Below are 24,652 nucleotides of genomic sequence, written 5' to 3' on the forward strand. Positions count from 1 at the left end.
GCTTAAAGCAGAGCTGCCACCCGTTGGACACCGGCACGAATTTGCGGGATCGAAGCGGCGCTAAAGGACAAACGGACGAATGAGGCCGGGGGCTCGTCCACGTAGTACTGCTTGCCGTCTCCGATGAGCACTCCTGCTTGGTGGGCCGCCGTGGTCAATGTTGTGGAATTGGCGCCTTCTGGAAGTTTGACCCACAAGTGAATGCCGCCGGTGGGGACGTTGGGCACCTTTGCGCCGGTCATGGATGTGTGTACCGCCTCCACCATGGCATCACGGCGCTCCAGCAATCCGGCCCGCAAGCGCGTGACGTGGCGTGGCCAAGCGGAGGACGTCAGTAGGCCCAGCGCAATTTCCTGTGTGAGAGGAGGAACGCACATGTCGTCGGCAATCCGCGCCGTGCGCAGCCGTTCCCCGGCAGGACCTCTCGCGGCAATGGCACCGACGCGCAGCCCTGGTGCGGCCGGCTTGGTCAGTGTGGCAATGGAGACCACGTGTCCATCCGGATCCTGAGTAAATAGCGGCGGAGGGGCGTTTCCGTCGAGGGAGAGGTTCCGTGCCCAATCGTCCTCAATGATGAAAGCACCGTAACGCTTCGCCAAAGCCAAGACTTCCACCCGACGTTCGGGGCTGAGGATGGCACCTGTGGGGTTGGCGTAACAGGGTTGAAGGTAGATGAGCTTGGCATGCGTGCGTTCCAAAGCCTCGGCCAGTTTCTCCGGAATGATTCCGTTTGCATCGGCCTGCACCGCTGCCAGATTCAACCCGGCGGACTGTGCCGCAATGGCTGCTCCGGGATAACTGGGGCTCTCGGTGATGAGCGTAGACCCGGGATCGGCCAAGGTGCGCATGGCAAATACCAACGACTGCTGCCCACCCGGCATGATCAGCATGTCCTCCGGTTCCGCACTGAGCTGGCCGGCAAAAACCCGGCGCAGGTCCGGAAGCCCCATGGGCGGGGCCATCGTCCAGGCCCGATGGCTTCTAGCGCAGCGGACCCCCAAGGTGCGCAACTCATCGAAGGGCTGCAGTTCCGGTGCCAGATAACCCCACGACAACTGCACATGGCCGGCTGTACTGTGTGAATCCAGCCGCCCCGCACGGCCCGCGTCAACACGGGACCGGCCCAAAGTGGAGGATTGCCAGGCGTAATCGGGCTCGGCTGGCAGGCTTCGGCCAGCTACGAACTTCTGCTCCTGGTTATCCTGACCTGGCGAGAGGTAGTCCGGGTGGGATGAATTCTCGCTCTGCCCCCGGCCGGCAACAAAGGTGCCACGGCCTGGCTCTGCACGCACAACCCCTAGTCTTGAGAGTGTGCTGATCGCCTCAGTGATGGTCACGGGACTAGCGCCATGGGTCTTGGATAGCGCCCTGACGGAGGGCAGCTTGTCCCCCACGCGCATCAAGGCCGCTTGCTGCTTCAGCAGCTCAGAGATATCGGCGGCCCTGTTATTGATAGACATAAGAATCAGTCAATAACGTTACTGTCAGAATTCCAATACAGTGTTACTCACCGTTTCCTTCGACAGCGTTTCTGCCGGGTGGCCGCCGTCGAAACTCAGGGCCTGATGCAGGGCGAGGTCCACGTCCACGCTCTGGTTCACGCCCTGGGCCACGGTCAGGAGAAGATGACGAGTCCGTAGATGGCGAATACCGCCAGGTGAGTTGCTCCGTGCATGGCCGTTACCTTCTTGGCGGCAAAGGTGTTGACCGAGAGCAGGAGTGTGATACCGAGTAGCAGCAGGTTGGCTGGCGACTCCGCGAGGACCACATCTTGGCCCGTCATCATCCCGATTATGAGCACCGCCGGGATGGTTAAACCCACAGTGGAGACGAGGGCGCCGTGGCAAAGGTTGTTGACTCGCTGTGCTTCGCCACCCAGTGCTGCGCGCACCGAGGTGATGGATTCCGGGAGGAAAACGATCATGGCGATCAAGAGCCCCGAAAGGGCAACGGGGGCACCTGCGCGGCCAAGCCCGTCGTCCAAAAGGGTGGCCATATCGTGGGAGAGCAGCACGATGGGCAGCACCGTGACAACCAACAAAACCATGCGCAGAATAATCTCGGTGCGGTGCTTGGCAAGGATGTCCGCGATGGGCATCGCTGGTGTGGAAACCGCACCCGATGGGGAGGCAGCACTGATGGAGGGGGCGCCGTCGATCTTGGTTTTGGTTCGTGATGTGGCGCCGAGCTTGGGGGTAAACAGGCGGGGATCGATTTCAGTGAAGTCGCTGGCCTGAACGCCCATCTGACGGACAAGGAAGAAGGCATACAGACCGAGGGCGAGCACGATAACGGGGATTTGCTGGCCAGTTCCATACGATCCGTCATGACCAATCAAGGCCGGGAGTGCAAAAGCCATCGAGGTGAGCACGATGATCATGCCGAGATAGGCGGAGGTGCCCGTTCGGTTGTGTTGCAGGCTGCCGTGTCTGAACCCTCCGATCAGTAGCGAGAGGCCGATGACAGCGTTGAGGATGATCATGGAAACGGCCATGACGGAGTCGCGCGCTATGGTGGCGTGCTCGCCTGGGCCCAGCATGACCGCGGAGATCAGGACCACTTCGATCAGCACAATCGAGAGTGTCAGGACAAGTGAACCATAGGGGTCGCCGAGGCGACGGGCGAGATGCTCGGCTTCGTGAACCACCCCGAAAGCACAAACAAGGATGACCGCGACGATTGCAAGCAGCGCGGTGACAAGCGCTGGCGTGGGAACCGGCGGAGTTAGGAGGGGGCCCATGAACCTCAGGGCTGCGACAGCTACCCAGCCGACAACAATGCGGGCGATCGCGATAGGGGTGAAAATTGAGCGTATGGCTGGTGCAATCATGGGTTTGAACCTGTTCTACGAGGTCGTCCCCGAATCAAGCGAGCAAACGGGCCGTCCCGTTCGTGATCCTACCCAGCCGCCAGCCAGCCTAAAAAGTTGTTCACCGAGGATTGGTGCTGCTTGCATGCATGGGCTGAATGCATCTGCTCATGGCTACGGCGGCGTTCTTTTCTCAGCATACGACAGGCGGGAAGCGGCGGCCAATCCCCTAAGACGCGTGACAACGAATGGCGTGGGTGACAATCCGGCGATCGATTTGGGTGGTTTGGTCTGGGTGGTTTAGCTTGCTGATTTTTTGGTGGTCTTGGTGGTTTTGTTGATGAGGTTTTTGAGCCATTTGGGGTACTCAGGCCGCTCGGGTTCGGTATTCAGTGGTGGCCGGTACCTGCCACCAGGGGTAATCCAACCGATCCGCCCATCCGGGGTAGCTTGCGGTGTCCAGCCACGGAGATTGATCCCGTGCCGTTCAGGCTCATCGATACACCGCCGGCGGCCATGCCGGTTCTTATCATCCTTGAAGTGCTTCATCAGGTGATGGCGTTTACACGCCGGACGGAGATTCGCCATCACCGAGGCCCCACCAAATTCAAAAGCCCGTAAATGATCCAATTCCGTATCCAACACCGGATGAGGACAATTCGGTACATAACAACACCCAGCAAGGCCCTGCAAGACCGCTCGTTCCGCCGCCCGCAAAATATAGCGTTGCGGCTCCAACGGCAACGCCTCCCCCGTGATCGGATCAGTCAAGACCCGCAAGAACGAAGAACAATTCTTCAACAACTTCCTCGCCACGTCCTCCGGAACAGGACCACTCTGAGGCCCCACCAACTCTGCTGGTTCATCCGTGATCCCCAACAACCCCAAGAACGGGACCTTGACCAACACCAACGCATCCGGCAGCGGCGGATCAACCAACACACCATGAGCCGCCAACTCCACTAACTGCCGCTCATAATCCGCCTGCGGATCCTCGACCAACCCATCCACCACATCACCCACCAACCCAGAACCATCCCCCACCAACCCGACCACATCAACAGCATCACCCTGGTCAATAAGGTCAGCCGGGTCAATAAGGTTTCGACCATCTGAATCCACAGGATCAGCAGGATCAGCATCGCTGGTGAAATAGAGGGCGGTGGCAGCATCCGCGGAAACTATTCCTGCGGTGGGATCGGTTGCGGGGGCGGCAGGGCTGGTGGTGGGCAGTGGTGTCCCCTCACCACCAGCCCCGCTAGACACGACTCCCCAGCCGCAACACCACCGGGTGAAGCACCACTGGGTGAGGTACTGCTGGTAGGAGTTGGTCTTGTGGCCCAGACAGGAACGTCGTCCAGGTCAAGAGCACTGCCACCAACACCACCACCATCAACACCAGACCCGGACCCAGCACCTGCATCCTTGTCGGCACCAGTAGTGGTATCAATCCCAGTACCATTGCCACCAGTGGGACGAGAACTAGCGCCTGTTTGCTGATCTGCGCCGCTACTCCGGCCGGTTCCGGCGCTCGTGCCAGACCCCGTACCAGACCCCGTACTGGTTCCGGGGTTGGTTTCTGGGTTGGCCGGGTTGTTGGTGGGCAGGGTAGCTTCGGCGTCGTTGAGTAACTGTGTGGCAGATTCCGGAAGGTTTTGGCCCAGTAGCAGGATCGCGGCAACATCGGCCCGTAACTGCGCCAGTGTCCTATGCTCACGACAATCCTGACCCGTCCCAGCAGCATCAGCGGCAGCTTGAGCACGGACCCCATCAGCTTTAATCGCCCGCGCCAATCGAGTACACCGCGTATAAATCCCGGAGGCACTCACCGCCGGCATGTGCAACCCCAACCACGCCATCCCATCAGCACCCAGCGAACACACCAACTTCCGCTTCGCGAACGCTTCCTTGACCCGGACCGGGATACTCTCCGGAAACATCTTCTCCCGCGCGCGACGAGCCTTACCCAGAAACGAAAACGCTGTGGTCCCCGGCGCGAGAAACAACAACCGCGCTTCCAACACCGCCACATCGGCGGCCGTGGCACTACCCATAGACCCTAAAGTCGCGATCTCATCATTAATACTCACCGCATGCCGCCAGGAAAGCTCTCCCGCTTCCAGAGCATCCAACACCGCGGGACGTTCACTCAGCAACACCACACTGTGCTCCAGCAACGACGCCGCGCTCGGCTCAGGAATCCCCAACGCGAACGCGACCTCTGTAGCCAACCCCGCCGAGGCAACCCCACGCTGAAACCCATCTAAAGCCCGCACAGATGCCTCAACCGCAGCCGCCCCGACAACCCTGGCCACCAACCGTGCCTTACACCCCGCCACAGCATCCTCAAGACGCTTCAACTCCGCCAACGCCGCAACCCCAGCATCACGAACCCCCTCAGCAACAGACAGCACCGACGGTGACTCCACAACCAGCCCCAGTTCCGACCCCGGTTCCGGGAGCGGGTACAAGGCCAGTGCCGGCAACCCCACCAGCTCAGCATTGTCAGACCCAAAAGGTTCAATAGAAGGAAGAGTAATCCCAGCCAGCAGCGACGCCGCATCCTGTGCGGCTTCACCATCCCGGTCCCCGGGGAACACCTCCCGAATACTCATACAACAAGCCTAAACCCACCGATATACAACCGCAATACTTACTAGAAAGTAACTTCTAATAAGTGTGGTGTGAAAGTGCTTTAGAGAAGGTGTTGATCGGTGTTTTAGAGAACGTCCAAACCATCGCACCTCGCCCCGTCCCCAGCCCACGCACAAAGCACAGCCAGCGGAGAAGGGATTAACGCAAGAACCGCCGTCGTCCATCACAGGACAACAACGGTTCTGCGGCCACCACGGGGCATACCGAGGGCCATCCGGAGACGCTCCCGCAAACGCTTCCGGAGATCACGGTGTTCCACCCTGTGCCCGTTCCCCGCGGCGACTGGTTTACGAGAGCGGCGCTGGACTCGTTCAGCACCCAGGCCTGGAGGGTTGTGCCGTCGTCGAACCGCATGGGGATATGGCTAGCAAGCGCCTCCCTAGAACGGCGCCGCGATCATGAACCAGCCAGTGAAGGCACCATGACCGGGTCCATTCAGATGCCGCAGTCCGGACTGCCCGAGTTTTTCCTTGCCGATCACCCCGTCGTGGGCGGCTATCCCGGTGCCAGAGTTCGTTTCCCGCTGTGCCTTGATGCCGTTGCCGTACCCATACAGCCCAGCGCGGCGTGAGTCCACGTCTAAGGGCACGCCCACCGGCTAAGATGAATGTGGCCTTAAATCGGGCCCGAGGCAGCCCGGCTTCGACACCCACGGAGGAAAGTACCCCATGAATACTTCACGCATGAACGTCGAGTCGTTCAACCTTGACCACCGCACCGTCGTTGCACCGTATGTCCGGGTTGCCGACCGCAAGGCGCTGCCGCACGGTGACGTCCTGACCAAGTACGACGTCCGCTTCACCCAGCCCAACGTGGCCCACCTGGATATGAAATCCGTTCACTCGCTCGAGCACCTCTTTGCCGAATGTTCACGCAACCACTCGGATTCCGTCATCGATTTCTCTCCCATGGGCTGCCAGACGGGGTACTACCTGATCCTTGCGGGCGAGCCGGATCTTCCGGCCGTGATGGAGCTGATCGATGCCACACTCAAGGATGTTTTGGAAGCTACTGAAGTCCCCGCTGCCAACGAAATCCAGTGCGGCTGGGGCGAGAATCACTCCCTCAGCGGCGCGCAGGACGTAGCCCGGACCTTCCTCGCACAGCGTGATGAGTGGGCGCAGGTCACCGCGTGAGCACTTCCTCTGTGAACTCCTCGCCTGTGAACGCTAGCAATTCCGCCGAGGTCATTGTCATCGTGGCCATGGAAGAGGAACTGGCTCCGTTCCTGCAGCTGGCCCAGTCGGTGGCCAATCCGGAACAGGTGGGTAATTCCATCCACCGCGCCAGCGTCATCAACGGCCGCAACATCCTGCTGGTGCACGGCGGCATTGGTCTGGTTAACGCATCTGGCGCGGCCACCTCTGCGCTGCTGTTGACCCAGCAGAAGAACGACGGCGCGTCCCCTCCTCTGGTGATCAGCGCCGGCTCTGCCGGTGGACTGGGCGAGAACGTTAAGGTCGGTGATGTTGTCATCGGAACCGACACCATTAACGCCGACGCGGACGCCCGCGCCTTTGGGTATCAGCTGGGACAGGTTCCCGGGATGCCGGTGTCCTACCCGGTCCCGGATGCCTTGGCAGCCGTCAGCCGTGTTGGCATGGGTAGCACCCAGGGCAGCGCAGACACAGCCGGGACAGCTACAGCCAAACTGGTCAAGACCGTCCATCACGGACTCATCGTCTCCAGCTACTCGTTTGTTGACCAGAGCCGCGCGGTAGTCATTAAGGGCTTGTTTGAAGGCGCCCTGTCCACGGACATGGAATCGTCGGCCATCGCGCAGATTGCCTACGCATACAACTCCCCGTTCCTGGCCATCCGCGGGATCTCTGATCTCTGCGGCCCAGCTGCCGAAACGGACTTCGTGACGCATGTGGATGATGCCGCCGACCGCTCGGCCGAGATTGTCAGGGCAGTCATTGACGCCTGGTTTGCGGCGGGCTCACCCCGCCCATAGGCAACACCCTGCAGCTAAGAAGTACCGAGCCCTCCCACCAAGCTGACGTGGCGCAGCCCGCCGTGGGTGGACCAGAGGGGATGCTCACACCCGATGCTGACACGGGAATCCACGGCGGGATCGGCGTCGAGCCTGAACTATCCTGAAGGCCTCTGATTGCTACAGAACGGAAGAACTTTGACACTTCGCGTCCTCGTCCCCACTGCCCAGTTTGCGCAAGCGATCCAAAGCCCGGGGATTGAAGCAATCGTCTGGCACATCAATGACAGCTTGGCGGATGCACCGGCTGCCGATGTGCTGGTCACGGAACGCCCGCGCGAATTTGAGCGCCGAGCGCGGGTGGCGAGCATTCCGGGTTTGCGCCACGTGCACTTGCTCTCCATTGGCTCCGATTGGATCCTGGCACACATGCCAGCTGGCGTGACGCTGAGTAATTCGCGCGGTGCCGTGGAAGATGCCACGGCCGAGCATGGCGTGGCGCTGATCCTCGCGGCACTGCGTGAGCTGCCGACGGCGGCCATACAGCAGCGCCGTCATGACTGGGTGCCGCTGTGGACGAGCTCAGTGCATGGTTCTGTGGTTCTCATTCTGGGATATGGCGGGGTGGGCAAGGAACTCTTTTTGCGACTGGAGCCCTTTCGCCCCGCCGCCTTGGTTCCCGTTGCCAGCCGCGCACGAGTCCTCGATAACGGTCTCCAGATCCATGGGACGGCGGAGCTGCCGGATCTGCTTCCCCACGCGGATGTGGTGGTGGTGACACTCCCACACGATCGTTCAACAGCCCACTTGGTGGATGCAAACTTCCTGGCACGCATGAAAGACGGGGCCCTGCTGGTCAATATTGGGCGGGGACCCGTGGTGGACACGGAGGCTCTTCTGGCGGAGCTGAGTTCGGGGCGGCTGCGGGCTGCCCTGGATGTCACCGACCCGGAACCGCTGTCTGCCGATCACCCCTTGTGGGATGCGCCCGGTTGCCTTATCACTCCCCACATGGCCGGCAATACCGCTGAGTTCATTCGTCTCGCGACCGAGCTGACGGTAGAACAGTTGCGTCGGATCTCCCAGGGCGAGGCCCCGCTACATCTGGTCGATGTCGTCTAGCACCCAACCGCCACCGTCCCACAGGACATTGGCGGCCAGCGGCAATTGATGTGAGGCACTTTCCACAATGTGCATGAGATAGCCTGCCGTATTGGGGAACGCGACCAGGTCTCCGGCAGTAACTCCCGCCGGAAACTCAAAACGACGGCGCAGCAACAGTTCCTCCTCGATGCAGTAAGCCCCTACAAGAAACGCACTGCCAGCGGTCCGCGCCCGTCGCGGGTGCTGCGCGTGAACCAGAACCGGATCCAGCAGGAAGTCAGCTGATGTGGACCTGCACTGGGTCCTGTTCATGTGCAAGCCCACCAGCGGAACACCGTCACTGCGCTGTTTGGTGAAGGCCACCTCGGCAAGTGTCAGACCGCATCCGTCCAGCAACGATCGCCCAGGTTCACAGCGCAACTGTATCTGCGCGGCTCTCAACGCCTGGGCCACGGACTGTCCAGAAAGACCGGGCTGTCCAGCCTGACCGGACGGCTCAACCTGAACAGAAGGCGATCCATTGTCAGGAACTGTTGACAGGACTTGATCGAGCCATCCGCCCCGGACCAGTTCCTGGTGATAGGGGTAGACACCGGCGCCGAGCCGATCGGACTTCCAGGTGAGGGCTTCGTCCCCTGCAGGGAGGTTCTGCAGCGCGGTCCAGAAGCCTTCCCATTGTGAAGCACTATCCAGGTAGGACATAGGAATGCCACCACCCATGTCCACGAAACGCGGAGCGTGGCCTAGCTGGCGTAACTGCTCGATGAGTCCGAGTGATTCACCGATGCCGATGGCTCGGGCCCGGGCTTCATAGCCGTTGAGGTGGAAGTGGATGCCGGCTACCTGGACGCCGCTTATCAGCTCACTGTCACGCAGAACGTCCAGCCACTGGAGTGCACGGAGTCCGAAGCGGGTCGGCGGAATTGAGGGATGGCTGACGGCCAGGCGTAACGCAACGTTGAGTGGCAGCCGCTGCGCACCGGTCAGGTCCAGCGCATCGCGCAATTCGTCCTCGTTGTCCACACTGATAGTCACCCCAGATTCGATGGCCAGTTTCAGCAATGCTGTGGACTTCACTGCCGCCGTGACAATGATCCTTTCTGCCGGAACACCTCGTTGCAGGCACTGCCGCAGTTCGTTCAAACTGGCTACATCGATGCCGCAGTCCTCGCGAAGGGCCTGATCAATGGCTCCCAGGGTCTTGTTGGCCTTGCGGGCAAAATAGATGTCAAAGTCGATCCCATGGGTAGCAGCGGCGGAGCGCAACTCCCCCACGTTGCGTCCCATGGCACCGAAATGGTGAATATTGACAGGTGATCCGTGAGCATCAAGCAACGCCCGGCACTGCTGCGGATCGTTGAGCAAATCCTCCATCCACGGTTCCAGACGGGCTGACAGCGGGGCTGTACCGGACATTTTCTGGCGCATCATCACTCTTTCAGTGCACGAGGTTGGGTGGGCGTTGACTCTAGAGCGGTGACACGTGCGGCAATTCGCTGCGCCCACCGTTGATGTTCCCCATGTAAGCCACGGTTGAGGGTGTCATGACCCAGCGTGGGATCCTCAGTAGGCCGTCCCACGGCAGCCAGAGACAGGGTTCTGGAGCCGTCGCGAGCGAGGCAGGTGCCATCGGGGTCGGTCAGCAAACCTCTTTCCCCTGCCCTGACCCAAACGTGACCGTGGGCCAACAAGCCGGCGAAAAGCCCACTTGTTGGGCCGCCTTCCGGGGCTGGACGGCTGAGCACACCGGGTCCAGGAGTCACCGCATCGATGAGTTCTGCCCCCTGCGCCGGATCCTCACCGCCCCTGGCCATGTGAAGAATACCGGCGTCGAACAACGCCAACAGCTTCCTGGCCGTCTGCTCGGGCGGACCGAAGGCGAACCGTTCAAGGTTGCGGGCCACAGTTGCAAATTGCCGCCCCGCCTGGGGGCTCTTGGGTACCCTATCCAGCACGGCGATCAAGTCCGCATACAGTCCCGACCATACCCGAGCCCACAACCAGCCCGTGGTGACGGGAGCCTGACAGTAGTTGACCAGAAGGCTGTTCCGCAGTTCCCCTACTGGACCGGATTCTTGTGGCCCGGATTCTTCTGGCCCGCGTGAACGTGCCCCCGAGAGGCTGCCGCTTCCGGCTGCTACGGACACGCCTGTCAGCGCCGCGCGCCACAGGGCCAAGGCGCTCACTGGCGTGCCCATGATCAGGGCACAATCTTGAGCACATCGAAGCAGCACCACCCACAGTCCATTCAGCTGTCCGGCGTCGGGCCTGGCTGTCCGGAACTGATTACCGGCAAGATGCAGTGAGGCTTTGAAGCGATCAAGGCAGGCTGTAATTGCGGGGGGAACGGCCTCACTTTTGGGGTTCATGAGCAGGCCGCTGCGTGAGGCGAACGTGATGCTTTTCGGCTCGCGTCCGCTGGGTACGTAGCGCAATTCCCGTGTTGGCGCGCCGTTCGTGGGGCCCTGCCATGATCCGCCACGGCCCTCGGTGAGGAGCAGGGCCACGTCGTAAGCGGTCAGCGCGGAGCCGCGAATCCAGACGTTGGAATCGGCGCCGATGCAGGAGGTGGTCAAAGAGCTGTAGCTGCCAATGAGCGGGTACGGATTGAGCGCTCCGGTCAGTGCTTGTCCTGGCTGTGGCTGCCACGGCTTAACGTCCCCCAACCCGTGCCCCGTTGCCACCAGAACTTCGTCGTAGAGTTCGCTGCCGAAGGCACCCTGCACCTGCCACTTTGCGCCTTCACGGTCGACGGCGGTCACGGCATGGGGTGCGTGGGTGACGGCCACATTGCCATGCTCTTCCAGGAGTTGAAATTGTTCCCGCAGGTAGCAGCCCACCAGCGCCCGCGGCGGATATTTTTCGCCAGTGAACCCAGGGGCAGCGTGTGCGAGCCATCCCGCAAAGTCTGCCTCGTTCAATGTTGAGGAGGCATCCACAATGCCAGCGTTCACGTTCAGGCGCAGAAGGTGCGGCTGGTCTTCTCGCCACACGCTGCCTGAGCCAGGAGGGAACGGGTCATAGACGTCAGCGCTAATGTGCGCTCGTGAGTGGGCAGGGAGTCTGTCATGGAGCGCGAGTAGGGCGAACAAGCATTTAGGTCCTCCTCCTACTACGGCAACACGGATCATGGGCCCGTGACTTCTTCGGCACTGGCGGGTTGGCCCAGGGTAGCTTGCACCAACGGATGGGCATGCGGTTCTGCGTTCAAGGTGGCACGTACCCAGGCATCGTTGTAGACGGTTTCCAGGTAGGGCACGCCGGTATCGTGAACCATGAAGGCAATGCGCGCGCCTGGTTCGAGGGAGGGCAGTAGTTTTCCCATGGCCGCAACAATGGCGCCCGTGGAGGCCCCCGCCAAAATGCCCTCACGGCTGGCCAACAGTCGGCATCCGCGCACCATCTCGATCTCCTCCATCTGGAAAACGAGGTCCGGTTCGGCTCCGGCGGCAAGTTCCGGCAAGACACCCGCGCCCAGCCCGGGAAGCCGCCGGATTCCGGATTGTCCGCCAAAGAGTACGGAGCCCACAGAATCCACGGCAACCACTTTGGTGTTCAGTCCGTGCTCCCGAATATAGTGCTGGCAGCCCAGCAATGTTCCGGTGGTACTGGTGGCAATGAACAGATAATCGAGGTCCCCGCCGGAACCGGCCATGATCTCGGGCATGGTGGATTCGTAGTGCGCCCGCGGATTCGCTGGCGCCCCATACTGGTTAGTAGTCACAGATCCGGGGTTCGCAGACAGTAGCTCCTGAACTCGCCGGCGGCGCGCAGCGAGCTTGTTACCGTCGGCGGGTGTCTCCACGAGATCCACCGTGGCACCGTAGGCCCTCATCAGCTCCAAAGCGAGAGCGTTAGCGTTCTCATCGACCACAGCGGTGAAACGGATGCCTCGCACCACGCACTGTCTGGCCAGTGCAATGCCCAAATTCCCCGAGGTCGATTCAATAATCATGCCGCCAGGGCGGAGCTGATCCGAGCGCAGCAGCTCTTCAATCAAGCCATGTGCAGTGCGTTCCTTGGTGCTACCGGCAAGTTGCAGCAGGTCCAATTTTGCGTAGATTTCAGCGTCGTACGATTCGTAGAGCCGGCTGACTTTCACCGTTGGAGTTACAAAGGGATGAAGCGTCCCGGAATCTTTCATGTCCAACTCTCCCGTTCCTGACTCTGGTAGGCAATTTTCTGATGGGCAAATACAGCGAGATCATCAGCATCGGTAGACCTCCCTTGTCTGCGCGGGGTTCCCCTCGTGCACGCTTCCCTAGTGAATGAGGGCCTTGAGGAACACAATGCCAACACCTAAGAGCGTAGTCACAAGTGCAGCACCGAAGCGATAGTGCAGCTTGCGTGTCCAGCTTCGGGAGCTGAGGAATCCAAAGAGTGCCAGCAGGCTTACGTCGACCCAGAGGGCAACCCAGACGGCAGTGTCGTCGTTAACTAGATCGAGAACGCCTGAAAGCACGATCGTCAAAGGAATAACGGCTGCCAGCAGCAGACCCACGGAATGGCTCATGGCGTATTTGAACGATTCCTTGAAGCGCGGCGCACCATCTGGAGCCTCGCTCAGATGTGCCACAACGTTGGCAAAGAAATGTGCAGCCCAAAAAACCACCACTGCCAGCAAGACCTTAAGGAACATTGCATAGGCCGTAATGTCGTATCTACCAGTGACGATGATCAGTGCCGACACGGTGATGAGTCCGTAAATGGCCGATTCCGAGAAAAACTGAGCATGGAACTTATGCTTCTGGGGTTTAGCAGTTGCCATGACGCTCACCTGGTTGGGGAGAAGTGGAGTTTTTGACATTCTGAGGAAAAATCATCGGCTTCCTTGTTCTCAAGGTTCGTGGACGATTATTAACATCAAACACCGGCGGACAGGTGCCCGCCGGTGTTTGACCAGTACATCTGAGGTGGCTAGGCCTTCAGATCGAGTTCTTCCAGGGCCAAGGCGTCCGGATCGTCGGCTTCCATTTGTTCAGGTAAGCCGTCTTGCCGACGTTTGGGCATGCGGCCTGCGGGGACAATGGCCAGTAACGCCAATCCGGCGAGCCCTAGCAGTGAGATCTGCAGTGAATGCAGTCGGGCTTCTGCGTTGACCGCCACAGCGGCAGCAAGTTCCTCCGGGCTGGAAGTCCTGTCCTTGATGGACGCCTCGAGTTGCGCATTTGTCATGAAGTTCGTATCACTGATGTTGACCTCGGAAATCAGTTGCTCGGATATTTCGGGATGCTGGCTGGCACCCAGAGATATTTGCGAGGCGAGCATGGCAACGGCGAATGCGCTGGCCACGGCAATGCCGACAGAGCCGGAAAGGTTGTGCACCAGACCGCGCCAGGCGCCGACGTCCCCAGCCAACTGCTTGGGCACTGAGCTGAGCAGCGTGTTAAAGACCAGCGCAACGATTGCACCCTGTCCTAGTCCAAGCAGGATGAGGCCAAGAACCACAAACAGCTGGCCCCAGTCATTCTTGATGGTGAAGGCAATCAGGCACAAGGCGCCGGCCACAACTATGAAGCCCATCCTGGCAATGAAGCTCGGGGTGAATTTGTCGTAGAGGTAGGCAACAAACGTACTGGCGAGGAAGATGCTCAGCGTGTAAGGAATCAGAGAGAACGAGGTCTCAATGCCGGATCTCCCCTGGACCATTTGCATGTACAGCGGAATCAGGAAGTTAGCTGCCGTGCCAACGAAGAGCATGATGGCCATGCAGGCCGTGATGGCCATCTCGGAACTAGAGGCAAGCACCCGCAAATCAAAGATGCGGGGCAGCTTGGCACCTTGGCGCTTGCGGATCCAGGCAAAGAAGATTTGCCCGCCCAGCAAACCAAGCAGAATCAACAGTGGAGCCGGCGAGACGCCCAAGATCTGGAACGGTGCCTGATCGGTGGCGGACCAGATACCCCAGCTGGCCATGCCGCTGAAGCCGAAGCTGAGGAAGATGATGGAGGCGGCGGCAATGAATGCGCCAGTCCAATCGATCTTCAGGTTTGGCTGGGCAGGGATCGACTTGAGCTTGAAGCTCAAGACCAAGTTAATGGCGCCAAGTAGCACCATGATGCCGAACGAGTAACGCCAGCCAATGGTGGTCGCAAACCAGCCCGCGATCAGCAGTGCCAAAACGCCTGCCGCGGGGATGGCTGCTGCCAGCAAACCGATTGCCTTGGCCTGCTGAGCATCCTTGTAACTGGTGGCAATAAAGACTGTGAGAGCAGGGGCCACCAACGCGATGACGGCACCGGAGGAAGCCTGCGCGATGAACAGCATGGCAGGGCTGACGCTCAAGGCTACACACGCCATGGCGGCCGCGTGAATGGCCACTGCAATCTGGAAGACCTTACGGGTTCCGTAACGGGCACCAATCTTGGCGCCCAGCAGGATGAATGCAGCCATTGAGAAGGTGCCCGCAGTGATGGCGGTTCCCACGGATGTGGCCGGAGTATTGAGATCGGTGGTGATGCCCTGCATAGAGACAGTGAGTGCATTGACTGCGAACGACGCCTGAATCTGGGTCAGCACCACGACGATGAGTGGTAACCAGGATGCTGCTTTTGCCGCTGATGCAGCTGCAGCTCCCGAAGAGGATGGGGATTTTGTTGCCATTGTTTGAGAGAGCTCCTTAGGCCGAAAAGGGGTAGACGCGTCAAAAAGTCATCAGTCGCGAACCACGGAGCTTCCTCAACCTACAACCGAGCAATCCGTCTGCCCACGGGATCTATGTTCGGATGGTATCGGGGATAGGTAGTAAGAACCAACAAATCCCAGAGTGTGACGCAAAATACTTGACCACCTTCGCCGTACCCCCCCTATTAATCCGCAGCTGAGAAAATCTGAGCAGATTTTCTGGCTCGGCTTTAGGCTGGTGTGATCGGCAAACAAATCCTCTGTTGTTGCCCGTGCCAAGGAGGCGTTCTTGTGGCCCTTGAGGTCATTGCCAGCAAGTTACTGATTCCATCGCTCAAGAACGGGCTCATTTCGCGTCCCCGCCTTGCAGGCTTGATGCGCCGCAGCGCCGGTTTGAAGTTGACTTTACTGTCCGCCTCGGCCGGGTTCGGCAAGTCTGTGCTCCTCGCGCAGTGGTTGACCCCGATAGCTCAAAAGGGAGTCGAGTAACGTGGCTTTCGCTGGACTCCGCAGATAGTGACCCTGCCACGTTTTGGACGAGCGTAATCACTGCCCTTCAAAAAACAGTTCCCGGCCTCGCGCCCGAGGCGCTGGAGCAGCTGGGGTCTTCGCTACCTGCTGATCAGGTACTGACCACCGTACTAAACCAGCTCGCTGCAGGAATGCCCCGGCCAACAGACACTGGGAAAGGGCCACCGACAGAGCAGCCAAACCACGAGCTGTGGCTAGTACTTGACGACTACCATTTGGCCGACGGCCGTGAGGTAGGTGCGGGTATGACTTTCTTGTTGGAGCATCTTCCGCCCCTCGTGCATGTGGTGATCAGTACCCGTGCGGACCCAATCCTCCAGCTTTCGCGGTTGCGGGCACGCGGAGAACTTGTGGAGGTCCGCGCTGCAGACCTCCGTTTCACGCCCGAGGAGACCGCCGAGTACTTCCGGGGCGTGCCAGGGGTTGACTTGGACAAAGTGGATGTCGACGCCCTGTCGCAGCGCACCGAGGGGTGGATTGCGGCCCTCCAACTTGCCGGCGTTTCGCTCAGAGGACGGAGCGATGTTGCAGAGTTCATCGCCCGCTTCGCCGGCGACGATCGGTACATTTTGGACTACCTCCTCGAGGAGGTACTGGCACAACAGCCCGCGGAAATCCGCTCTTTCCTGCTCCACAGCGCCATTCTTGACCAGCTTAGCGGCCCGCTGTGCGATGCGGTGCTGGGCACCAGTGCAGCAAGCAGCGGCATGCGCGGTGACAACATGCTCGCGGTCTTGGAGCGAGAGAATCTGTTCCTGATCCCCTTGGATGAAAAGCGCCGGTGGTACCGGTACCACCTCCTGTTCGCAGAGATGCTCCATGCCCGGCTCCTGAGCGAGGAACCGGAACTGATGCCACTGTTGCATGGGCGCGCCAGCCTCTGGTTTGCGGAGCAGGGGATGCCGTCGGAGGCAATCGGGCACGCGCTTGCAGCCCGGAACTTCGATCGCGCCGCGCACCTGATGGAGATGGCCGCACCGCAGATCAGGCGCGATCGGAGCGATGCACTCTTTCAGGGCTGGCTCAAAGACTTGCCCCGCGAGAGCGTTCGGCGCAGCCCGGTGCTCACGGTCTTCCAGGCCTGCAACCTAATGACGGCCGGCAAACTCGACGACGTGGAACCGTACCTTCAGGAGGCTGAACGCACTATTGCGGCTGCCCCGATCGGAGCCGAGTCGCCATGGGCCGAGGTGGCGGAATTCCAGAGACTGCCTGCCACCATCGCCATCTACCGTGCATCCATGGCCCAGGCGCGGGGCGATGACGCCGGGACCGTGGAGTACGCGCAACAAGCATTGGCCCTTGCCCGCCCAGGCGATCATCTAACGCGTGGAGCCGCGTCGGGCTTCCTTGGCCTGTCGGCCTGGGCGCGTGGCGATATTTCAACGGCTCTGTCCACCTTCACCGCGTCTGTGGCAAGCCTGCGGGCGGCGGACAATGTGATCGACGAATTGGGCGGGACGGTAGTACTGGCAGATTTGTGGCGCTCGGCTGCCCGGCCTACAAAAGCCCGCCAGCTACTACACAGCGCGCTAAAAACTGCCCAGACTCAGGGCCTCCCGGTTGCCCGGGCTATGGCCGAATTGCACGTTGCCCTGAGTGAACTTGACTGCGAATCGGGCGACCTTGACAGCGCACGGCTCCACATAGAGACGGCTGCCGGATTGCAGGAGCACGCCCCACTGACCGAGAGTCGATACCGCTGGTTTGTAGCCAGCGCCCTCCTGGCCTGGGCCGAGGGCGCACCGGAGCGGGCACTGGATCTCCTGGAGCAGGCCGAACCGCTCTACCGGCGTGGATTCTTTCCTAACGTGCGGCCAATCCCGGCCTTGCGGGCCAGAATCTACATCAGTCAGGGCAAGCTTCTAGACGCTGGCGACTGGGCCCACGATCAGGGTGTCACCGTCACCGATCAGCCTAACTTTCCGAACGAATTCGACCACCTCACCCTGGTCCGGTTGTTAGTTGCCCAGCACCGGGCACAGCCTCATTCCGGCGCCGCTGCACAAGCGCAGGCACTACTGGAGAAGCACCTGGTCTCGGCCACGGAATCCGGCCGCACCGGGAGCCTGATAGAAATCAGGCTGCTTTTGGCCTTGGTCCACGAAGCGCAGGGACAACCATCCAAGGCCCGTGAGTTTGTGGACCAGGTCATCGCCGAAGCACCCGAAGCAGACGCGTACCTGTGGCTGCTGCGCACCGAAGGCAAGGTATGGACCGAGGGCAGCGGGAGAACACCCATGGCGGGCCGGCGCGAAGGCGCCAATCCCCCGGAACGCCAGGATCCGGCGTCGAACATTAGCGTGTTGAGCGAACGGGAACGCCAAGTCCTCCGGCTCCTTGGCGGTGAACTGAGCGGGCCACAGATTGCCAGAGAACTATTCATTTCCTACAACACGCTGCGCAGTCATACCAAGCACATCTTCACCAAACTGGGCGTTACCGATCGCCGCGCGGCAGTCCGGCTAGCACGCGAAAGCGGCCTCATCTAGCTGCGCTGGGTTTTCTCACACTGGGCAATTTCACGCAGTCATTCACATCATGGGGTGATGCCCGCTCACCCACTCGGTTCCTAGATTTGAGTTATCCCCCGGCACCGCGCCGGAGAAGCTGCGAACCCAGGAGTCCACATGTCCATCACCCCCAGCACACTTGCCCGTTCGGCCGGTCTTAGCGCCGTCGTCGCGGGACTGCTTTTCATCGGCATCCAGATCAACCATCCACACCTTGATGCCACGTTCGCCATCTCCGCCGAGTACACGGTGCGCCAATCCGTGAAGATTGTGATGGCGGTGCTCTCGCTCATCGGCATCACCGGCATGTACTTGCCGCACGCGAAGAGGATGGGGGTCCTTGGCCTGATCGGTTACCTCGTGTTCGGCGCCGGCTACCTGGTCATGATGAGCGTGGAAGTCATTGGCGCCGTGGTCATCCCCACCCTTGCCACCCGGGCACCGGACTATGTCAACGATGTTTTCGCGGTTGCTATGGGCGGGCATGCAGCCGGCGATATCGGGGCATTGGCGTCCCTCAACGCCGCAATGGGTTTGGCATATATTGGCGGCGGTGTGATGTTCGGAGTCGCGCTCTTGAGGGCCAAGGTGCTGGCCCGATGGGCTGCCGTGGTTCTCGCGGTGGGCACGGGCGCAACGCTCGCTATCCCGTTGCTGCCCATGATCAACGAGAGATTGTTCGCGGTCCCCACCGGCGTGGCATTGATCGGGCTCGGCTACTCATTGTGGCGCCGCACCCCCGCCGCCGGTTCCTTGCCTGAAACATCGGCTGGGCTCAGTTCAGGCCAGATCTCCTCCGGTCGGATTTCCTCCGAACGGACGACGGCGCAGACTCGCCTCCCATGAGCAGCTCACCTGTGGTTGGGGAGCCCGCCCGATACCGGATTCGGGTCGGCGGGCTCCTTGGGGATCACTGGGCGGCGTGGTTCGACGGGCTCACCCTGACCCGCCTCAGCGACGGGACCACAGCCTTCACCGGGACCATCCCCGATCAAGCCGCGCTGCACGGGCTCCTGGTCAAGGTCAGGAGCCTTGGCCTGGTGCTAGTCTCTGTGGAATCAGTCGAGTCAGTGGACGCACACAAGCTGCGGACCCTGCGAGGAACGGAACAGATCAATGATGGACAAAGCACCCACCAGCCCGATTGTCTTCGATGCGGCACCGAACATCAGTTTCCAGGATCGGGTGGCCCAAGGCCTGGCCGCCCGGGAGCAGATTAGGCCGTCCGCACTCGGGACGTGGAATCCGGGGACCCGTGGCCACGACGCACTCGAAACGATCCTGGCGCAGGGCGCAATCCGGCAAACTGATCTACTGCCCCTGCGCCATGGCCGAATGGCGGCATCGCCCTGGACGTACTACCGCGGCGCGGCCGCTGTCGCCGCCGCCGATCTGGGCTCACGTCCCAATAGCGGACTGACAGTACAACTTTGCGGGGATGCTCATATTCTCAACTTCGGCCTGTGGGCCACGCCTGAGCGCAACCTCTCCTTCGACCTCCGGGATTTTGATGAAACTTTGCCCGGCCCGTTCGAGTGGGACGTCTCCCGACTCGTGGCCAGCATCGTGGTGCTGGCCAGGGATGCCAACCTCAACCCGTCAGTGGCCGAGCACGCAGTGAGCGCATGTCTGGCTGCCTACCGATCTCGGATGGCGAGGTACAGCAACGCCAAACAGCTTGATATCTGGTATGACAAGGTCACCGTCGATGATCTCATTGGTGTCTTCTCCAAAGCAGATCAAAAGCGGGCCAGTTCAATGATCACAAAAACGACGGCCAAGAAGACAAGTGCCGGAGCGGCCAAAAAATTCACCGAAAAGATCAATGGCACTCTACGGATCACCGAGCAACCGCCCTACCGCACTCATTTCAAGGCAGCCCCCGCCGAAACCATCTACAGCGCGTACAGAGAGTCCTTGGAGGACGACCGCAGACATCTATTGGAGGGCTTCACCCCTGTAGACGCAGTGCAGCAGGTGGTCGGCGTCGGTAGCGTCGGCATGCGAGTATTTTTGGTCCTGCTCAATGGAGTCCACGACAATGATCCGTTGTTTCTTCAACTCAAGCAGGCCGGCCCCTCCGTCTACGAGCCGTTCGCCGGGGCCAGCGAGTATGGCAACCACGGGCAGCGGGTGGTGGCTGGACAGCGCCTGATCCAAAGTGCCACAGACATTTTCGTTGGTTGGACCTCCGATTCCGGCCATGACTTCTATGTACGCCAGTTCCGCGACATGAAGGTGGTGGCCGACGCCGATATCCTGGCCCCTCGCCTGGTGGAGTTCGCTACCGCTTGCGGCGGGGTCCTGGCCCGCTCCCACGCACGCAGTGGCGACCCGACTGCGATCAACGCCTATATAGGTAAAGGACGGAAGTTTGACGAAGCCCTAGGCCAATTTGCGGTGGCTTACGCCGACCAGACATCAATTGACCACCAGCAACTCCTCACCGCGGTGAATTCTGGCGTAATACCCAGCGCACCCGGCTGGTAATAATCGGGGAAAATCGTGGCGACAGTTATCGGGGATCGTGACATCCCGTGACCATCGTTGATTCCCGTACAATCCACTGTTTCGATTTATTCGCGGTATGGGTCATCCACCCCGCAAATGCTTGTTTTTACGCACTTACAGCCCTACTCTAAGGATAATCTGCACGAATCGAGCTGGTGTAGTCGTTGTCGATGACACCATGAGCTATTAGGGGCGTTTCATGGCACAAGGTGGGGGCAATACGGCAAAACCCAAAACTGCCGGCAAGAATAATGAATCGGGTCGATTCCTGAATTCAATCGAACGTCTTGGGAACAAGATCCCCAACCCCACCATCATGTTTGTTTATCTAATCGCACTGATTGCCGTTTTATCGGCGTTCATGTCGTGGGCAAATGTGAAAGTGACCGATACCGTGATGACCCCGGTGCCCACGGAGCAGCTGCAGCATCTCAACGAAGCATTGGGCGGCACGCTCGTACCCTTTGACACAGCAACTGGCTTGGCCGTGACACTGCCAAACTACACCGTCTCCGAGCAGACCTTCGCCGTCAGAAACCTGCTTTCCGGTGACGGTTTGCAGGTCTTCTTCTCCTCCTTCGTGGACAACTTCGCCGCGTTTAGCGTGGTCGCTGTGGTACTTGTTGCCATGGCAGGTGTTGGTGTCTCCGAACATGCGGGTCTGATGGCGGCGTTGATTCGAAAGATCGTGAAGGTGGCCCCACGCTGGTCGCTTGCCTTCATCCTGATCTTTGTGGGTGTGGTTTCCTCAGTAGCATCCGACGCCGGATACCTGATCCTGATTCCGCTGTCGGCAGCTGCGTTCCTCTCGGTTGGCCGACATCCGCTGGCGGGCATGGCGGCGGCCTTCGCGGGCGTTGGCGCCATATTTGGCGTCAACATCTTGATTACACCCACCGATTCGATGATGACCGAGATCACCAACGAAGCCCTCGGGAACATTGGTGCACAACCGCTCTCCGTCACAGCGAACTTCTACTTCAGCATTGTCTGTTCAGTGGTGCTGGCGCTCGTAGCCGTGCTGGTCACCGTGAAGATTGTGGAGCCCAGGCTGGGCAAGTACGAGCTGGCCGATCCACTCTCCGATAATGCGGAGGAAGAAGTTGATGCCGTGGCCGAGGCCCGGGGCCTGAAGTTCGCACTTCGGGCCTTGATAGTGGTGGTGGTTGCCGTTCTGGCAATTTCACTGCCACCAGGAGCGCCGCTGCGTGACACCGAAACTGGTGACTTGATCGGAGCCACCCCGTTCATGGCGAGCTTGATCTTCATCATCTCGCTGGCATTCTTGGTCTGCGGCATTTTCTACGGCATGGGCGCCAAGACCATGGAGGGTGGCGACGCGGTGGTTGGGGCGATCGCCAAAACCTTTGGCAGCCTGGGCGGCCTGCTCATCATGTTCTTGATGATTTCCCAGTTCATCGCCCTGTTCAACTGGACCAACATACCCACCGTTGCCGCGGTCGAGGCTGCGCAACTGCTGGAACGGGCTAGCATCCCGGCCGTGCTGCTACTGATCGCGTTCATTCTGGTGATCTTTTTGCTGGACATCATCCTGCCCGGCCTGGTGCCCAAGTGGGCCATTTTCGCCCCGATCTTCCTACCCATCTTCGCCTCACTGGATGTGGCCCCGCAAACACTGTTGGCCGCTTACCGCGTGGGTGATTCGCCTATGAACGTGCTGACTCCTTTGATGGTCTACATGCCCTTTATCGTCACCATTGCCCAGCGGTATAAGAAGGACGCCGGCATTGGCACGGTGATCGCTCTCATGGTCCCCTACACGATGTGGCTACTGGTGGCCTGGATCGCCATCTTCGCTGCCTGGTTCCTACTGGGCATCCCATGGGGCCCCGGGGCACCCGTAGGCATGTAAATCCAGCTCGGAAACGGATAGAAGGGGAACCATCCCCGAGCGTTCAGGCAGCGGCGTGGCTCACTCTCAGTGGAGACGAAAATCATTCCCTCAAAATGCGGGTTGCCGAGCCAATGTGGCAATACTTGAGTAATGCCTAAGAATTTCTTGCCGTCCAAACCTGTACTGCTTGGACGTTCAATGAGGGAACTGTGCATCCTGCCGCTGCGCTATTGGTTCCTCAGCGGCGGCATTTTTGCCGTATTGGGACTCTGGGTTAGCCCGCTCATCAGTGAGCTGTTGCTGGCCGCGGTTCATCATGCGGGTCTACGTACCCTCACCGACCGCACCATGGGCACACTGTTCTCGTCTCCGATCTCGGTGGCGCTGCTTGCCGCCGCGTTCGTTCTGGTAGCCGTGGCTACGCTGCTCTGTTTTGCTACGTTGCTGGTCATCGCTGACCTGCAACTCTCCGGAGCACGGCCCTCCCTTGGCGCTGTGGGATGCCGTCTGGTGCGTTCCATCAACAAGCAATACCGTGGCGGGGCTTTTTTGGTGGCAGCCCAACTGGGTTTACTGGCGCCCTTGGTTGGCTTCACGCTCTTTGCCCCGGTGACGGGCAGGCTTGGCATGCCGCCGTTCATTGGGCGCGAATACATGAAGACACCGCTTTCTGCAGTGCTGTGGTGTTCCATCGCTGCCTTCATTGTCTACGGGATCTACAAAACGATCCTGACGTTGCCGTTCTCCCTGGTCCGCCGCCAACCGCTCTCAAAAAGCTTTCGCTTCAGCCTGCGCGCCACCCGGCAGGGCGGGATCAGGCTGCCTTTGGTGCTCGCCATTGCCTCCCTTGGGGCGCTGCTTGCTTCACGGCTCGGAGCCACGGTGCTGGGCCAGGCGGTAGACGCCCTGGATTCCGTCATGGCCAACACCGGCGCCGCCGTTCTCGGGGCAACGTTGGCCTTTGGCTTCTTGAGCGTTGCTATCGCGCAGGGATTTGCTTTCCTGTTCGTGGGCGAGGCCCGGAGCTACTTGGCTCTGCCAGCCGCGCCAGCCACGCCAGTCAGGCCAGTCACGCGCGTGATGCCAAACGGTGGCCTCCGCATACACACGCTCCTAGCTCGCAGCACAGAAGTTCGCTCGGCACTGAGATCCTTCGTGGTCCTCGCCGTAGTGTGCGTCACCGGTGCCGCAGCCCTGCCGACCAGTGCGCACAGCTCCCCGGTTACGGCAGTGCCTGCAACCACCTCGCATGCGCTGGTCATTGGACACCGCGGCTACGATTCCGGCGGTGTGGAAAATACCATTGGCGGTCTCGAGGCTGCCGCGGCCATGCACACCGATGTTGTCGAGGCGGATTTTCAACAGACCTCCGACGGCGGATTTGTCGCCAGCCATGACACGAACCTGCTGGTGCTTTCTGGGAAGAACAAGAATATTTATGAGCTGACCACGGCGGAGGTCACCTCCACCACGGTGACCATGAAGGGCCACAGCGAGAGGATTCCCACGCTGGCCGCCTACGTCACCCGTGCTCGTGAACTGTCCATGCCGCTGCTCGTTGAGCTGAAGGTCACCGGCCATGAGCGGGCTGGCTTCGTGGCGGCGTTCCTCGCCGAGCTGGAAGAGTTGGACGCCCTGAGCGGCAACTGGTTCCACTCGCTGGATCCGTCCGTGGTTCAGATCATTAAGGTCGAACGGCCCGAACTCCGTGTGGGACTGACCATCGGCATGCTCTATGGCGGCCTCCCGGACTCACCCTGCGATTTCTATGTCATTGAGCAAGCCTCGCTGACTCCTGAGATGATCCGGACCGCTCATCAGACGGGACGGGACGTTTATGCCTGGACGGTCAATGGCGAAGCCACCATGCGCGCACTACTGCGCGAGGGCATCGACGGACTGATCACTGACCACCCGACCACGGCCCAGATCAACCGCGAGCAAATCTCCCCCGGGACGGGCTACGTTCAGGGCGATCTGCACAACACCTTGCTGCTGGAATTGCGGCGCCGCTTGCCCTAGCCTTCTCAGCCAGTTCCAATCCGGTTCCTCCCCAGTACGACGGCGGGAGCCCACCTTTGAGAAAAAGGTGGGCTCCCGCCGTCGTACTTCAG

The 24,652-nt window shown here is 60.4% G+C and carries 21 protein-coding genes; 12 read left to right on the forward strand and 9 right to left on the reverse strand.

What is annotated here, in order from left to right:
* Window positions 1–2 precede the first annotated feature (2 nt).
* Window positions 3–1,460, reverse strand: coding sequence for a PLP-dependent aminotransferase family protein (locus AS189_RS12505; RefSeq protein WP_062289439.1), 1,458 nt, complete (start codon window positions 1,458–1,460; stop codon window positions 3–5).
* 155 nt (window positions 1,461–1,615) lie between these two features.
* Window positions 1,616–2,830, reverse strand: coding sequence for a calcium:proton antiporter (locus tag AS189_RS12510; protein WP_062289442.1), 1,215 nt, complete (start codon window positions 2,828–2,830; stop codon window positions 1,616–1,618).
* Here AS189_RS12510 and AS189_RS20345 point away from each other — a divergent pair.
* Window positions 2,739–3,113: a hypothetical protein gene (locus AS189_RS20345; protein ID WP_162491516.1), complete on the forward strand. Its 375-nt coding sequence runs from the start codon at window positions 2,739–2,741 to the stop codon at window positions 3,111–3,113. The genes AS189_RS12510 and AS189_RS20345 overlap by 92 nt on opposite strands.
* Here the strand turns inward: AS189_RS20345 and AS189_RS12515 are convergent.
* Entirely contained in the window at window positions 3,110–4,075 is a 966-nt protein-coding gene (locus tag AS189_RS12515; protein WP_062289446.1) for an HNH endonuclease signature motif containing protein, read from the reverse strand. The two genes, AS189_RS20345 and AS189_RS12515, sit on opposite strands and share 4 nt — an antisense overlap.
* Window positions 3,991–5,424 (reverse strand): DUF222 domain-containing protein, encoded by a 1,434-nt coding sequence (locus AS189_RS12520; protein ID WP_062289449.1) that lies wholly within the window; start codon window positions 5,422–5,424, stop codon window positions 3,991–3,993. The genes AS189_RS12515 and AS189_RS12520 overlap by 85 nt, the downstream gene beginning before the upstream one ends.
* A gap of 302 nt (window positions 5,425–5,726) precedes the next feature.
* Between AS189_RS12520 and AS189_RS21260 the strand changes: the two genes are divergently transcribed.
* The 4 genes from AS189_RS21260 (at window position 5,727) to AS189_RS12540 (ending at window position 8,522) form a co-directional block, all read left to right on the forward strand.
* Window positions 5,727–6,035 (forward strand): hypothetical protein, encoded by a 309-nt coding sequence (locus AS189_RS21260; RefSeq protein WP_424581571.1) that lies wholly within the window; start codon window positions 5,727–5,729, stop codon window positions 6,033–6,035.
* A gap of 97 nt (window positions 6,036–6,132) precedes the next feature.
* The gene (locus AS189_RS12530) at window positions 6,133–6,600 is read left to right on the forward strand and encodes an S-ribosylhomocysteine lyase (RefSeq protein WP_062289455.1); all 468 of its coding nucleotides are present in this window, start codon (window positions 6,133–6,135) and stop codon (window positions 6,598–6,600) included.
* The gene (gene mtnN, locus AS189_RS12535; RefSeq protein ID WP_237759838.1) at window positions 6,597–7,421 is read left to right on the forward strand and encodes a 5'-methylthioadenosine/S-adenosylhomocysteine nucleosidase; all 825 of its coding nucleotides are present in this window, start codon (window positions 6,597–6,599) and stop codon (window positions 7,419–7,421) included. The genes AS189_RS12530 and mtnN overlap by 4 nt, the downstream gene beginning before the upstream one ends.
* Window positions 7,422–7,598: 177 nt before the next feature.
* On the forward strand, window positions 7,599–8,522 hold the full coding sequence (locus AS189_RS12540; protein ID WP_062289460.1) for a 2-hydroxyacid dehydrogenase: 924 nt from the start codon (window positions 7,599–7,601) through the stop codon (window positions 8,520–8,522).
* Here AS189_RS12540 and AS189_RS12545 read toward each other — a convergent pair.
* From AS189_RS12545 to AS189_RS12565, 5 genes are all read right to left on the reverse strand, one after another.
* Window positions 8,499–9,935, reverse strand: a complete 1,437-nt coding sequence (locus AS189_RS12545) for an alanine racemase (protein WP_202814091.1) — start codon at window positions 9,933–9,935, stop codon at window positions 8,499–8,501. The genes AS189_RS12540 and AS189_RS12545 overlap by 24 nt on opposite strands.
* Window positions 9,935–11,635: an FAD/NAD(P)-binding protein gene (locus AS189_RS12550; protein ID WP_082634275.1), complete on the reverse strand. Its 1,701-nt coding sequence runs from the start codon at window positions 11,633–11,635 to the stop codon at window positions 9,935–9,937. Before AS189_RS12550 ends, AS189_RS12545 begins: the two co-directional genes overlap by 1 nt.
* Window positions 11,632–12,648, reverse strand: a complete 1,017-nt coding sequence (locus AS189_RS12555) for a pyridoxal-phosphate dependent enzyme (protein WP_062289464.1) — start codon at window positions 12,646–12,648, stop codon at window positions 11,632–11,634. The genes AS189_RS12550 and AS189_RS12555 overlap by 4 nt, the downstream gene beginning before the upstream one ends.
* Window positions 12,649–12,765: 117 nt before the next feature.
* The gene (locus AS189_RS12560) at window positions 12,766–13,272 is read right to left on the reverse strand and encodes a hypothetical protein (RefSeq protein ID WP_129587268.1); all 507 of its coding nucleotides are present in this window, start codon (window positions 13,270–13,272) and stop codon (window positions 12,766–12,768) included.
* A 149-nt stretch (window positions 13,273–13,421) separates the two neighbouring features.
* Entirely contained in the window at window positions 13,422–15,107 is a 1,686-nt protein-coding gene (locus AS189_RS12565) for an MFS transporter (RefSeq protein ID WP_082634276.1), read from the reverse strand.
* 312 nt (window positions 15,108–15,419) lie between these two features.
* Between AS189_RS12565 and AS189_RS12570 the strand changes: the two genes are divergently transcribed.
* The 7 genes from AS189_RS12570 to AS189_RS12595 all read left to right on the forward strand — a co-directional run bounded on the left by AS189_RS12570 (window position 15,420) and on the right by AS189_RS12595 (window position 24,560).
* Complete coding sequence (locus AS189_RS12570) at window positions 15,420–15,617, forward strand: hypothetical protein (protein WP_062289470.1); 198 nt, start codon at window positions 15,420–15,422, stop codon at window positions 15,615–15,617.
* A gap of 287 nt (window positions 15,618–15,904) precedes the next feature.
* Window positions 15,905–18,151 (forward strand): LuxR C-terminal-related transcriptional regulator, encoded by a 2,247-nt coding sequence (locus AS189_RS20265; protein WP_160320832.1) that lies wholly within the window; start codon window positions 15,905–15,907, stop codon window positions 18,149–18,151.
* 138 nt (window positions 18,152–18,289) lie between these two features.
* Entirely contained in the window at window positions 18,290–19,018 is a 729-nt protein-coding gene (locus AS189_RS12580; protein WP_193393484.1) for a hypothetical protein, read from the forward strand.
* Window positions 19,015–19,392: a hypothetical protein gene (locus tag AS189_RS20510; RefSeq protein ID WP_202814092.1), complete on the forward strand. Its 378-nt coding sequence runs from the start codon at window positions 19,015–19,017 to the stop codon at window positions 19,390–19,392. Before AS189_RS12580 ends, AS189_RS20510 begins: the two co-directional genes overlap by 4 nt.
* The gene (locus AS189_RS12585) at window positions 19,289–20,662 is read left to right on the forward strand and encodes a DUF2252 domain-containing protein (protein WP_202814093.1); all 1,374 of its coding nucleotides are present in this window, start codon (window positions 19,289–19,291) and stop codon (window positions 20,660–20,662) included. The genes AS189_RS20510 and AS189_RS12585 overlap by 104 nt, the downstream gene beginning before the upstream one ends.
* Before the next feature lie 220 nt (window positions 20,663–20,882).
* Entirely contained in the window at window positions 20,883–22,556 is a 1,674-nt protein-coding gene (locus tag AS189_RS12590; protein WP_062289476.1) for an AbgT family transporter, read from the forward strand.
* A gap of 132 nt (window positions 22,557–22,688) precedes the next feature.
* On the forward strand, window positions 22,689–24,560 hold the full coding sequence (locus tag AS189_RS12595) for a glycerophosphodiester phosphodiesterase (RefSeq protein WP_082634279.1): 1,872 nt from the start codon (window positions 22,689–22,691) through the stop codon (window positions 24,558–24,560).
* Window positions 24,561–24,652: the final 92 nt, after the last annotated feature.

Source organism: Arthrobacter alpinus (assembly GCF_001445575.1).
GTDB lineage: Bacteria > Actinomycetota > Actinomycetes > Actinomycetales > Micrococcaceae > Specibacter > Specibacter alpinus_C.